This is a genomic window from Stenotrophomonas sp. GL_111, from assembly GCF_057835245.1.
This window is the reverse complement of the sequence record NZ_CM174421.1, coordinates 2,270,408-2,283,338: the sequence shown is the minus strand read 5'-3', so window position 1 is coordinate 2,283,338 and position 12,931 is coordinate 2,270,408. Positions and strand designations below refer to the sequence as shown.

Below are 12,931 nucleotides of genomic sequence, written 5' to 3'. Positions count from 1 at the left end.
GGCGCTGCAGGACAGGCGCGGGCCGATGTGCCGATCACGGGGTTGTTGGCTGGGTGGACACCTGGCGGGGGATGTGCCGTGCAGCGCGGTGGGTTGCAACGCGGGCTGACGACATTAGTTTGTTAGCATAAACTAATGATTGAAACGCTGGCAAGATGGTGCCCGCGCCGTCATCATCGAGTCGCACATGGTCATTACTTCCACCTCCCAGACGCCTGCACGCGGCCGCCCACCGCGCATCACCCAGGAACGGATCGTCGAGGCCGGCATCCGGATCGGCTTGCCGAACCTCACGCTGGTGGGGATGGCCAACGCGCTGGGCGTCAGCACCATGGCGCTGTACAAGCATGTGCCCAGCCTGGATGCACTCAAGCGCCTGGTTGCCGAAGCGATCTTCCAGCGCTGGCAGATCCCCCTCGCAGATACCGCTGCCGACCAGGGCCTGCAGCGCTATCTGATGACCTTCATCGAGGCGTTGTGCGCACTGGTCAAGGCAAACCCCGGTCTGCCGCCCTATCTGCTGCGTCGCTCGGCGGCCAGCCAGGCCATGCTCGACAAGATCGCCGCGCATCAACAGCACATTGCACGGGTGCATGCCTTGCCGCTGGATCGGGCGCGTTGGCTGCTTGCCACCCTTGCGTTCTACTGCATCGCCGGTGCCGATACGGTGTATTCGGTGGTGGCAGGCGAGGCCGATGCGCGGACGGCGGCCGAGCGGGCCGCCGAAGATGCCGAAGTGATTGCAGAGTTCCAACAGGGCATGCACGCGCTGGTCATTGGCACGTTGAAGGTGCTGGAAGAAGAGCGCGCTACCGCCTGACAAGGCTGCGCAGGCAGCCTGGGCGGGCGTCACACCCTGCAGCACCCCGGAGTGGCACGATGTGGATTCTTGCATCCGTCCACCAGGAGACCGTAATGGACTCGACCGCCGTACGCACCCGGCCATGGGCCATCCATCCCTTCCATGCCGCCGTACTCGGCGGCGTGCTGCCATTGTTCCTTGGCGCCCTGCTGGCCGACTACGCATACTGGAGCAGTTACGAAATCCAGTGGGCCAACTTCGCCGCCTGGCTGTTGATCGGCGCGATGGTGATGACCAGTCTGGCGCTGGTGTGCGGCATCGTCGGGCTGTTGCGCGGCCACCGCAGGCCGATCTATCTGCTGCTGCTCGCCGCCACCTGGCTGGTCGGCTTCTTCAACGCGCTGCATCATGCGCGCGATGCCTGGGCGATCATGCCGGCCGCGTTGATGTACTCGATCATTGTCAGCGCCCTCGCGCTGCTGGCCACCTGGGTGGGATTCTCCAGCCTGCTTGCAGGAGGTGCACGATGAAGCGCCAACACATCACCCTCATTACCGTTACCGTGCTGGCGGCAGCCTTGGCGGCCTGCAGCAAGGCGCCCGAGATGCACCAGTTCGGCAATACGCCGGCGTTGCCCAAGCCCAACCGTGGCTTGATGCCGGACATGACCATCGCCAAGCCGGCCGCCTGGGAAGGCACGCTGCCGACCGTGCCGAAGGGCTACCGCATCGCCGCGATCGCCACCGATCTGGCCATCCCGCGACAGACCCTGGTGCTGCCCAACGGCGACATCCTGGTGGCGGAGGGGCGCGGCGGCAGCGCCCCCAACCTCAAGCCCAAGGATGTGATCGCGGGCAAGATCAAGGCCAAGGGCAACACGGCGGTCAAGGGCGGCAACCGCCTGACCCTGCTGCGTGATGCCGACGGCGACGGCGTTTACGAACTGCGCACCGTGTTCGCCGACAAGCTCAATGCCCCCTACGGACTCGCCCTGATCGGCAATGCCCTGTACGTGGCCAACCAGGATGCGCTGGTGCGCTTCGACTACCGCGAGGGCCAGACCAAGGCGAGCGGGGCACCGGCCGTCGTCACGTTGCTGCCATCGGCCATCAACCATCACTGGACCAAGGCGCTGACCGCCAGTGCGGACGGTCACTATCTGTACGTGGCGATCGGCTCCAACAGCAACATCACCGAGCGCGGCATGGCCGTGGAGATCGATCGTGCCCAGGTCTGGCAGGTGGACGCCGCCAGCGGCGCGCACAAGGTGTACGCCACCGGCCTGCGCAATCCCACCGCACTGACCATCCAGCCCGGCAGCGGCGCCCTGTGGGCCGTGGTCAACGAACGCGATGAGATCGGCCCGAACCTGGTGCCCGATTATCTCACCTCGGTGCGCGAAGGCGGCTTCTACGGCTGGCCCTACAGCTACTGGGGCAAGCACGTGGATCGGCGGGTGATGCCGCAGAACCCCGAGAAGGTCGCCTCGGCCCTGGTGCCCGATTACGCGCTGGGCTCGCATGTCGCCGCGCTCGGCGTGGCGTTCTCCTCCACGGCGATGGGCACCGCGTTTGCCGATGGCGTCTTCGTTGGCGAACACGGCAGCTGGAACCGCGATCCCCCGGTGGGCTACAAGGTGGTGTTCGTGCCCTTCAGCAACGGCCGCCCGGCGGGCGACCCGGTTGATTTCGTGGCCGGTTTCCACGGTAAGGACGGCCTGACCCGCGGCCGCCCGGTGGGCGTCACGCTGGATCCGCGCGGGGCCTTGATCGTCGCCGACGACCTGGGCAATACGATCTGGCGGGTGACGCCGGATGCAGCGGGGGCAGCGGGGGCAGGCGCCCGCTAGCCACGTCCCCGGCGCATGCGCTATTGCCCAAAGGAAAGGGCCACCGCAAGGTGGCCCTTTCTGTATCGCGCGCCGGAGTGATTGACCGGCGCTTCAGCCTCACAGCATTACGGGACCACCAGGATGGCCGCGTCCAGCACCGGGAAGGCCTCCTTGGCCTGACCGCTCGACGCCACCAGCCGGATCTCCAGCGTGGTGCTGCCACTGGCGGCTTCCGCCCCGGCCTTGAGCGCATTCAAACGCTGCGGCAGGGGCACGGCGAAGGTGGTGGCGTGCGAATGGTCCATCCCGCTCATAGCCGGGCCAAAGAACGACACCGTGCCGGCGTAGTAGGGGCTGTCGGCCTCCACCGCATCGACTCCGGCCGGCGCATTGATCAACACGTCGAACTCGCGCGTGTTCTGCAGGCCGCGCGGCCGCTCCAGCGTGACCTCGGCGATCAATGTGGGCGCCAGCGTGGCCGCCAGGTGCTTCTGCACCGATGCCTTCGGCACGGCAACGGAGAACGCACCGCCGCTGCGCTTGCCACGGATCAATTGGGCCGGTCCGGCCGCCTGCAGCGTCTGCGCTTCCGCGGCTGCCTCGTCGGCACGGCTGAAGCCGCCCACGTAGTCGTAGTTGAAGGCCTCGGTGCTCACATAGTCTCCTGCCCGTCGCGGGCCGACGTACCGGCCGTCGCCATCGACATAGAACAGGAACGGGTCTTCCAGGAAGGTACGGCGATCGGCGGGTGAGGTAGGCAGGATCGGCAGGCCGCGGGCCTGCTGCTTGCGGGTCCAGACGTCCCACAGCCGGTCCATGTTGGAGTGGTGGAGATAGAAGATCGGGTCCAGCGGCGACAGGAAGTTGGTCATGTTGCCGTAGGGGCCGGGATCGATCGCGCCCACGCCGCCGATGCAGTTGTGCACCTTGTTGTGCGGGAAGCCCTCCAGCACCGAGAACTTGGTGTTCCCATCCGGCGACACCACGTGCGACACGGTGCGCGAACTGGTGAAGCTGCGGCTGACGTCTTCGTTGTAGAAGTCCACCGGCGCCAGGCCGGCACGAATGGTATCGGGCGACACTGCCGAGGCGGTCTTTGCGTCGAAGCCGGGGTTCTCGCGCCACAGATAACGCGCGCCGCAGGTGATCGCGTAGGCCGCATTGCCGGAGATACCGGTCTTCTCCTTGGCGTTGTAGCCGGTGACATCGTTCCACAACGCATCAAAGGTGTCGTAGCCGCGCAGGGCAAGCTGCTTGCGCTGTGCAGGATTGAGCGTGTTCCAGTACTTGGTCATCGCCGGCTTGACGAAGTTGGTGAACAGCGCAAGGTTGCCGGTATAGGGCGCAAACGCGCGGTCGGTCGGGGTGAGCACGCCGTTGAACATGTCTGCCGGGATGCGCGGCTGGGTGGTCCAGTCCCAGTAGGGCATGGCGAACTGCGCATCACCGCTCAGCTTGCGGATGGTCTGCTCGAAATAGCCGACATAGCCACGGTGCCAGACATAGAACCACCAGTTGCCATGCGGGCAATCCATCAGATGCACGAAGGCGTTGCGGAACCAGTTGTGTGGATGGTCGGCCGGCAAGGCCAGCATTGCCTGCACGCCGCGCGCATAGCTGGCGAGCATGCGTTGGCCTTCCGGCGTATTGACGTTGTAGCGGTGGTAACGCGCGGCGGCGGCGGTGCCGCTGCTGCCAAGGCCGCCTGCAAATGCACTACTGGAGGCCAGCGAGGCGACTGAAACACTGGCGGCGGTAGCAAGAAAATCGCGACGTGAATAACGCATCATATTCCCCCTGGTGATCGAAAAAACCGCATGGGTTACGAATCACTGCGCGGGATGGCCGCTGCCCCGGGCCATTCCCGGCGAGGCCTGCTGGCCCCGCGCATACCGGGTCGCGCGCAACAAGGCGGCGGGCGAGCCGGTAAGGCGGGCGTAGTATATGCATAGTCTTCGCCACTAAATGCAGTGAAACTGCATCCACCAGGAAAAGATATTCTTGATTATGAGAGGTGTGGCACATAAGTTGCGCGCCAGGCGCCAGAGTGACTTTCGCCTTCGTGACCTTCACTTTCCATCCACACCAGTAACGCTACGGCTGCGGAAATTGAATCACCCCGTCATTCAAGGGCAGCTGCAAGCGGCGTTTCTCCACGGGTGTTGCACGCCAGGGCGCACCTTGGCCGAACAGCTGCGCCTCGGTTTCAGCGCCGAGAAAATCAAACGTATCGAACACGTACGGAATGCCTTCCGAGCCTTCAAATGTCGCTTTGTTCGAGAGCTGAAAATGCAGGTGGGGCGCGGCCGAGTTTCCCGACTGACCCAGCTGCGCCAGCCGCTGGCCACGACGGACGCGCTCGCCAGGTTTCACCCGCACGCTGCCGCGCTTCAGATGCGCATAGCTGGCAAATACCCCGGGCGAAAGCTCCAGCACCACGTAATTGCCAAACAGCCCATCGGCGGTCAGTGCCGCAGGCTCCGGCTGCGGGCTCAACGGCGCGTGCTCCTGCTCACCATCGCGGGCAGCCCGCACGATGCCGTCGTCCACGGCGAGCACCTCCCAGCCATATCCCACCCAGGCGGCATGGCGCGTTTTGCTCAGATCACGCACGCCCGGGCGCAGGGCATGCCCAGCGTCATTGACGCCGACCAGATCAAGCGCGAAACGCTGCGGAATGGTCAGTGCGCCGTTCACCGCGACCAGGCTGCCCCAGTGGTGGGACTGGGCCGCGCCGGGCCCCTCATGGGCCAACCAACGGCCACCCCGCAGCGGCGGCCCCAGTTCGGGCGGGGCCTGTTGGTTGATCGCGACGTCGGCACCGTCCAGCACGGCAACGGTCTGTTTGTCGGTGTCGAAAACAATGTGGTGGCGCAGCGTACGCGGCAGTGCTGTGCCTGCGGGCAGGGTGATCCACACGAAGAAGACCGTCCGCTTCCCCGGAAGAATGGAGAGGACCTCATCCGCCTTCGGCGAGGGACGGGCAATCGCACCCAGCGCCGCCTTGTCGAGATTGAGCAGCGGCGTCATCGTCTCGTTCGCGAAGACCTGCAGGTGCGTAGGGACCAAGGGGCCGGTGTCGCCATAGAAGTTGGTGACATGCAGCTCGTAGGCCAGGTGCACGAGACCGTCGCTACCGACGAAGCCACTGGGTGCGAACGGAACCCGCGCCTCGACCGGTGCCGTTGCAGCCTCGGCGCGGACGTTGGGCGGGAAGGCGGCGAGGGCGATCAGGGTGGCAAAGGCGAAGCTGCGCAGCATTGGAAATCTCATGATCCTGCCGATGGGGTGATCGCCCGAGCGCTGCCCCAGGCTCAGCTGCTGCTGCGCTGCACCCGCTTCCGGTAAGCCCCCACGTTATCCCCGCGAATCCGCGTTTCCTGCGTCCCGGTAACCGTGCCCACCTTTGTATCCGAGCCAGTCACCGGCTTGGCTTCGACCGCCGTTTCACGCTCGAACGCGTGCGACTTGTCGGTATTGCGGTAATACCGGTACAGGGCCCAGTACAGCGCGGTCGCGCCGGCCGGACCGGCGGCCAACAACCACAGTCCACTGTCATCGCTCATGAGGCAGCTACCAGGAAGAAGAGTACGAGGGCTTCGATGACGGTGCCAGCAGTGAGCGCGGCCAGCAGCAGTTTCCACTGCTGCACCGGCACGCTGCCCATGGTTTCACCGGTGCGGCCGTTCACCGCGATGTAGTGCAGCATGCCGCCGTTGCGGCCGGGCTGGTGGTAGGAGTACAGCCATACCGGTAGATACATCGACACCCAGCGGCTGCCGTGCACGTCCAGCTGTTCCTGCTCCCAGCGCACGCCGCGGCCGAAGCGACGCACCGAGCCTTCCACCTCGGCGCGGGCGATGGACAGCAGCTGGTCTTCCAGCCGTGGGCGTAGCTGCTCGACATCGACGTTGCGCTTCTCCGAGGTGAAGCCTGCCAGGTAGGAGGCGTTCCACTTCAGCGCGTTCTTGGTGTCGAACGGCAGGATCGTGTTGATGATGTTGTTGGTGTTGGCGCGTGCGTCGAGGTTGCCGCGCTCGGACGACGATTCCAGCGGCAGGTCGTCCACGGTGAAATCCACCTGTCTTTCCACCTGGTACACATCGGCGTCGTAGTAGGTCTTCTTCTTGTCACCGCTGCCGGTGGTGTACTCGCGGGTCTTGATCTCGCCCTTGCCCGCCACACTCGCGCTGACATTGCTGTCCACGATCATGTAGGGCAGGTAGACGCCGACCACGTTTTCCGGCGTGAACTGCTGCTTGAAGGCCTTCAGCGCGAACAGACGGCGCTTGTCCACGAACTGACGGATGCGCGCCACCGCATCGTCCTTCTTGATGTGGAACGGCAGTACCGCATCGGGCACCGCACCGTTGGGTACCTGTTCGTTGACGCCGAACACATGGCGGCACCAGTGGCAGCGTGCGGTCATGGTGCTCTCGGTATTGATGGTGACTTCGGCACCGCAACCCGTGCACTTGAAGCTCATCAGGCTGGCGGTGTCGGCCTCGATGTCGCGCGCGCCGGAGGCGATGACGGTACCGCGCAGCTGGTCGATGGCCTCACCGAGGCCAAATTCCTCCTCGACCCGGGCACCGTGCCATTCGTGACGACAGTATTGGCAGACCAGCACATCGGTGCCGAGCTTGAGCCGGATATCGGTGGCGCCGCATTTCGGGCAGCGGTTGAGGCCGTCCTTGAGCTCGGCGGCGGCCGTATCCAGGGCGACAGGGTCAGGCGCCAGCAGCTCGTCACGGATCGGCTCGGGCAGTGTTTCCGGGTCGAGCGGAAAACTGCCCGGCAACGGCGGGACATTCTGCGGCGAGCCCGGTCCGGTCAACGGCGCCGCCGGAACAGGCGGCGGCGTGGAGGGCAGGGGCGGCGGGGTGGTTCTGGGGTCGGACATGGTCGCGGCGTGTCCTGTGTCTTACAGCCCCAGCGCCTTGGCCTTGAGCGCGTCGTAGTCGCCCTGGGTGATCAGGCCCAGGTCCAGCATTTCCTTGGCCTTCTTCAGCTTGGCCACCGGATCGTCCGCGGCCGGCGCCGCAGGCGCCACCGGCTGCTGCATCCCGCCGACGCCGAACATGCCCGAAGCCATGCCCACGCCCACCAGGCCCGCCGCACCGCCGTTCTCGCCGGCCGACTGGATGCCCTGGGCCACGCTGGCCTGCAGGTTGGAGTTGCCGCGGGCACCGGCCAGCGCGTCGGCGCGCTGCACGGTTTTGAGCAGTTCACGCGTGTTGGCGTCGTACTCGATCGACACGATCGCGGTCTTGACGATGGCCAGGCCACGGTCGGACTTCCACTGGTAGGCCTGCTCCACGGCATCGGACAGGCTCTTGGCGAAGCCAAGCGAGTCCTGCTGCAGCTTGGTGATGCGGTTGCCCTTGCCCGGGTCGTTCGTATACAGGCTGAAAGCCGGTGCGAGCGAGCCCACCACCTCATTGAACAACTGGCTGGCCGCGGCGTTGTCGAGGTCGGTGAAGTCGAATACCTGGCCCGGCTGGAGATAGCTGGCAGGCACGAAATTTTTCACGAACAGGATCGGGTCGACGATCTTCAGCGTGTACGAGCCGCGCGTAACCGCACCAACCTGGGTGCCCAAGAAGCCGTCGTCCCAGTAGATCTCGGACTGGGTGCCGAAGCGATTGTCCGGCAACTCCTTCAGGGAAACGAAATAGGCCGCCTGCTGCGCGCCCGGCTGGCCGCCGAACTTGAAGCGTTCCCAGCTCTGCCGGATCAGCGGCCCAACCAGCCCGTCGCCGGCAAAGATCGACTGCGAATTCGGGTCATCCGAACGCCATTCGTAGCCGCCGGCTTCGGCGACAAACCCGGTGATCGCGCCATCCTGGAACAGCAGCAGCCCGTAGCCTTCCGGAACGACGATCTTCGAGCCGTTGGTGATGATGTTCGACGAGGCGCTGGTGTTGGAGCCACGCCCGGCGTTGGTGCCGCGCGGAACCGCAGCGAACAGGGCGGCCGTCGAGGGCAGCCCGACCGGCACGGTGAAGAAATCCTTCCACTGGTCGGCCAGAACACCGCCGACTGCACCTTTCACTGCCTGTACCAGACCCATGACGAACTCCCTGTGATGCGTGGACGGGCACCGTGCCCATCGTGACTGGCCGACTATATCAGCAGCCGCCCAGTCGGGAAGGGCCCCGCCCAGACCCCTGTCAGATCAGCCCGGCAGGTCGCACTGGAGTTTCCCGTCCACGTAATACGGCTTGGGGACCTTCGGATTCTCGCTGGTCTTTTCGAACTCGACCTCGAATGAATCCATGTGCGGCGTTCCCTTGCGTTCGATACAGGCGTCGCGCAGCTTCTGTTTGACCGCAGCGATACCGGCCTCTCGATTTGCTCCGTCGGCACTGTTGGTCAGGTTGACGATCTCGGCAAATGCCAGCGGGCTCGTGCCAAGCAGGCACGCCGCGACGATGAGGGTGGACAGCTTCTTCATAACCTCTCCTTTACGAAAATCAATTCCCGGCCAGCATAAGGTCGGGTGGTTAAGGTTTCGTGCGGAGAGATCCGATACACGCACTCACCAATCGGTGGGCGCGTAATCCTTCAGGAACTGGCCCCAGACGTGTTCGCCACTGTTGATTCCGTGGATGATCGGATCCACGATGCGGGCGGCGCCATCCACGATATCCAGCGGCGGATGGAAACGCTCTTCCTGGACCTTCTTGGCCGCGATATCCGCCGGATCCTCGTCGGTCACCCAGCCGGTGTCGACGCTGTTCATATGGATGCCGTCGTTCTGGTAATCCGCTGCGGAGGTGCGCGTCATCATGTTCAACGCGGCCTTGGCCATGTTGGTATGCGGGTGGCGGGTGGTCTTGAAGTTGCGGTAGAACTGCCCCTCCATCGCCGACACGTTGACGATGTGCTTGTCGCGCCCAGGGGTGCGCAGCATCAGCGGCTTCAGGCGCGCATTGAGGATGAAGGGCGCGATGGCGTTCACCAGCTGGGTTTCCAGCAGTTCCACCGAGGGCACTTCGTCCATCTGCATGCGCCAGGAATTGCGGCCACGCAGATCGATCTGCTGCAGGTCCTGGTCCAGCCGTCCGTCGGGGAACAGGTGGTGCTGGCCAACCAGCTCATCCGACAGCAACGGTACCTGCGACAGCTCGGCGGCGCGGGTCAGCCCGTTGGCACCGTTGAAGTCGCGCGCCTGCACCACCGGCAGCGTATCGCTGGACGCTGCGCCCAGCAGTTCGGCACTGCGCAGGCCCTCGTAATCGCCGATCAGCTTGCGCAGCGTGTCCGGCACGTCGTGCAACGGCGCGGTTTCGCCGGCCATCATGTGGGCGTAGAACTGCGGCGGACGACGCACGGTCTGGCAGGCGTTGTTGATGATGAAGTCCAGCCGCGTACGCGTAGCCAGCAGCTCGCTGCAGAAGGCTTCCACGCTGGGTGTGTGGCGCAGGTCCAGGCCATAGACCTGCAGGCGATGGCCCCATTCGGCGAAGTCCGGTTCCTCGGCATAGCGGGCTGCCGAATCGCGCGGGAAGCGCGTGGTCACGATCAGTTCGGCACCGGCGCGCAGCAGCTTCAGGCCGGCCTGGTAGCCGATCTTGACCCGGCCACCGGTCAGCAGCGCCACCCGCCCGCGCAGATCGGCGGTTTCGGTGCGCTTGATGAAATTGATGGCGGCACAGGCCGGGCACATCTGGTCGTAGAAATGATGCAGCTCGGTGAACTTCTGCTTGCACACATAGCAGTGGCGCAGCTCCGGGGAGTGCACCGGCTCGGCAGCGGCGGCGCCTTCGCCGTTGTGGGCATCGTGCAGGCCGGCCGCATGCGGCGGAAAGTAGTTCGGGGTGCTGAACACCGGCTTGCGGCGCAGGGCACGGATGCCGGTCTGCTCCAGCAACGCCTCGGACTTGCGCACCTTCTCCTGGTGGCGCTGCTTGGCCTGCTGTTTGAGCATTGCCCGGCGTGCCTTGGGCTCGGGGTGGTAGACCTTGGCCACTACCTGGTGCAGGCGGACGCGGTCGGCCTCGGGCAGCGCATCGAGCAGGCCGCGGTCGGCTTCGATCGCCTCCAGCAGGTCCAGCGCGGTGCGCAGGCGATCGGTCAGGGGCAGGTCGTCGTCGGGCAGGGGCGGGGCAATGGTGTTCAATTCAGATCCGGAAAAGCGGCGGGAGGACGGGGGCAGGCCGGGAGGTCCACCGGCGTCCGTGCGGCCGCCATTGTCCCTGATCGGGGGTCTCCGACGCCAATGTTCGATCTTCAGCTTGCCGACAGAACCACGACAAACCGGCAGCCGCGGCCCGCCCGCATCGATCTGAGATGGATGCTCCAGCCATGGGCGGTGCAGATTTCGCGGCAGATGGCCAGGCCCAGCCCGGACCCGGTCGCGCCCTGCCGGTCGGCGCGCCAGAAGCGCTCGAAGACGTTTTCACGTTGCGCGTCCGGGATGCCCGGGCCCTCATCCTGCACGGAGAGGCGGTATTCATCGATCTCCAGGAGCACCGTACCGCCGGAGGGGCTGTAGCGCACCGCGTTCTCCAGGAGGTTGCGTATCAGCACGTACAGCGCGCCCCGATCGGCGGCAACGATGACGTCCGTCGCCGCCAGTTCTACGCAACGCAGCTGTACCGCGTTCGCCTCGGCCAGGCGTCGCAGCGCGTCCATCACCTCCCGGGCCACCTCTGCCACGGACACCGGCGCGAGGGTGTAGTTGTGCAGCTCGCTGACTTCGGCCAGATGCAGCAATTGGTTGACCTGCCGGGCCATCAGCTGGACATCCTGCAGCAGCACCGCCTTGTTCGCGATGGGGCTGAGCTGCAGCTCCGCCTGCAGCAGCGAGAGCGGTGTTTTGAGTTCATGCGCGACGGAGCCGAGAAATTCGCGCTGGACCTGATAGCCGTGTTCAAGGCGGTCCAGCGCGGCGTTCAGTGCACCGGCCAACGGCGCCACCTCCCGGGGAATCGCCCCCAGCGTGACACGGCCGGAGAGATTGCGCGGCCCGATGCGGGCAACCTCGCTCGATGCCCGCGTGATGGGGCGGACCATGCGGCGAACGGTGACGTAGACCAGCGCGGTGAACACCAGAACGGAAAGCGCCGTTGTCGCAATGGCCGCCTGCAGGTACAACTCACCTGCGCGTGCGCGCAGCCCCATGATCAAGCGGTCGCTGACAGCGACCTCCAGCGACAGTGCCCGGCCCTCCCGATGCAGGGTCCGGCGCGCAACATGAAGTGAAACGGCCGCACCCTGCGCGGTCGGCTGCAGCTGCGCCGTGCTGCCAGGCTGCGTTGACAGCGCCTGTAGTGCAGGCCCCGGCGGGCTGTGCGCGAGCAGGCCGCCATTCGCGTCCACTATCCGGAACGCGGCGTCCTTGGGCAATGCGTCGTAGCTCATCGCCAGCGGAGCGGGTTGTTCAAGGCTGACGGCGCTGCCGGGCGTCAGTACCAGGCCCTGCTCGATTGCATCCAGGCGGGCCTGCAGGTCGGCCTGAACCGCGGCCTCGCCGGTTTGCACCCAGACCAGGTAGACCAGGGTGCCCAGCGGCAGCACGACCGCACCGACCATGCCGATGCTGGCAACCAGCACCAAGCGGGTGATGAGGCTGGGGGCGCGACGCGTCATGCGCATTCCTGGAGTGAAAACCCAAAGCCACGGATGTTGGCCAGGCGGAGCGTGGAGCCGATGGCGGCCAGCTTCCTGCGAAGTCGATGGACGGCCACGTCCAGTGCGTTGGGCGTAACGGGCGTTGCAATTCCCCAGGCGGCATCCTCCAGCAGGCGACGCCGGACGGTGCTGCCCTCAGCGCGGATCAGGCACAGCAGAATCTGCACTTCCGCCGGCGAAATGCTCACGTTCTCTTCCGCGCGGCAGAGCCGCCCCTCGTCGGGCTGCACGTTGATGTCACCCAGCGCCAGACGTTGCGGCTGGAATGCCGATGGCCGCCGCATCAGGGCGCGGATGCGGGCGGCAAGCTCTTCCAGGGCGAAGGGCTTGGTCAGATAGTCATCCGCGCCTGCATCCAGGCCATCCACCCGGTCACGCAGCGCATCCTGGGCGGTCAGGACCAGACAGGGCAGGGAGTGATGGGCGGCGCGCAGGCGCCGGATCAACGCCAGGCCATCGCCATCCGGCAGGCCGCGATCAATGATGGCCACCGCGTAGCTGCGCTCACGCAACCCGCGCCACGCCGCCGCCACATCGGCGTACACGTCCACCGCGAAACCCTCCGCCGCAAGCCCGCGCGAAACGAGCGCGGCCAGCCGTGGATGATCCTCGACAAAGGCGACGCGATTGGGCTGTGCCTGCATGTGGGTATCCTGATA

General features: G+C 65.6%; 12 protein-coding genes. 3 read left to right on the top strand and 9 right to left on the bottom strand.

Translation table 11 applies throughout. The annotated features are described in order from the left end of the window. The first annotated feature begins 187 nt into the window (after window positions 1–187). The 3 genes from AC3IPM_RS10235 (at window position 188) to AC3IPM_RS10225 (ending at window position 2,651) form a co-directional block, all read left to right on the top strand. On the top strand, window positions 188–820 hold the full coding sequence (locus AC3IPM_RS10235; protein ID WP_489299744.1) for a TetR/AcrR family transcriptional regulator: 633 nt from the start codon (window positions 188–190) through the stop codon (window positions 818–820). A gap of 95 nt (window positions 821–915) precedes the next feature. Further along, window positions 916–1,332 carry a DUF2231 domain-containing protein gene (locus tag AC3IPM_RS10230; RefSeq protein WP_489299743.1) on the top strand — a complete coding sequence of 139 codons (417 nt, stop codon included), beginning with the start codon at window positions 916–918 and terminating at the stop codon, window positions 1,330–1,332. Further along, window positions 1,329–2,651 (top strand): PQQ-dependent sugar dehydrogenase, encoded by a 1,323-nt coding sequence (locus AC3IPM_RS10225; protein ID WP_489299742.1) that lies wholly within the window; start codon window positions 1,329–1,331, stop codon window positions 2,649–2,651. The genes AC3IPM_RS10230 and AC3IPM_RS10225 overlap by 4 nt, the downstream gene beginning before the upstream one ends. Window positions 2,652–2,758: 107 nt before the next feature. On the opposite strand, the gene AC3IPM_RS10220 is transcribed toward AC3IPM_RS10225, so the two are convergent. From AC3IPM_RS10220 to AC3IPM_RS10180, 9 genes are all read right to left on the bottom strand, one after another. Further along, window positions 2,759–4,420 carry a tyrosinase family protein gene (locus tag AC3IPM_RS10220; protein ID WP_489299741.1) on the bottom strand — a complete coding sequence of 554 codons (1,662 nt, stop codon included), beginning with the start codon at window positions 4,418–4,420 and terminating at the stop codon, window positions 2,759–2,761. A 307-nt stretch (window positions 4,421–4,727) separates the two neighbouring features. Then, on the bottom strand, window positions 4,728–5,894 hold the full coding sequence (locus AC3IPM_RS10215) for a M23 family metallopeptidase (RefSeq protein ID WP_489299740.1): 1,167 nt from the start codon (window positions 5,892–5,894) through the stop codon (window positions 4,728–4,730). 53 nt (window positions 5,895–5,947) lie between these two features. Beyond that, entirely contained in the window at window positions 5,948–6,199 is a 252-nt protein-coding gene (locus AC3IPM_RS10210; RefSeq protein WP_489299739.1) for a hypothetical protein, read from the bottom strand. After that, a complete protein-coding gene (locus tag AC3IPM_RS10205; protein ID WP_489299738.1) occupies window positions 6,196–7,536 on the bottom strand; it encodes a TFIIB-type zinc ribbon-containing protein in 1,341 nt (446 codons plus the stop codon). Before AC3IPM_RS10205 ends, AC3IPM_RS10210 begins: the two co-directional genes overlap by 4 nt. 21 nt (window positions 7,537–7,557) lie before the next feature. Beyond that, window positions 7,558–8,706 carry an SPFH domain-containing protein gene (locus AC3IPM_RS10200; protein WP_489299737.1) on the bottom strand — a complete coding sequence of 383 codons (1,149 nt, stop codon included), beginning with the start codon at window positions 8,704–8,706 and terminating at the stop codon, window positions 7,558–7,560. A 105-nt stretch (window positions 8,707–8,811) separates the two neighbouring features. Continuing rightward, window positions 8,812–9,090: a hypothetical protein gene (locus AC3IPM_RS10195; RefSeq protein ID WP_489299736.1), complete on the bottom strand. Its 279-nt coding sequence runs from the start codon at window positions 9,088–9,090 to the stop codon at window positions 8,812–8,814. An 84-nt stretch (window positions 9,091–9,174) separates the two neighbouring features. After that, complete coding sequence (locus AC3IPM_RS10190) at window positions 9,175–10,758, bottom strand: SDR family NAD(P)-dependent oxidoreductase (RefSeq protein WP_489299735.1); 1,584 nt, start codon at window positions 10,756–10,758, stop codon at window positions 9,175–9,177. A gap of 110 nt (window positions 10,759–10,868) precedes the next feature. After that, window positions 10,869–12,230: a sensor histidine kinase gene (locus tag AC3IPM_RS10185; RefSeq protein ID WP_489299734.1), complete on the bottom strand. Its 1,362-nt coding sequence runs from the start codon at window positions 12,228–12,230 to the stop codon at window positions 10,869–10,871. Next, window positions 12,227–12,916, bottom strand: a complete 690-nt coding sequence (locus tag AC3IPM_RS10180; protein WP_489299733.1) for a response regulator transcription factor — start codon at window positions 12,914–12,916, stop codon at window positions 12,227–12,229. The genes AC3IPM_RS10185 and AC3IPM_RS10180 overlap by 4 nt, the downstream gene beginning before the upstream one ends. Window positions 12,917–12,931: the final 15 nt, after the last annotated feature.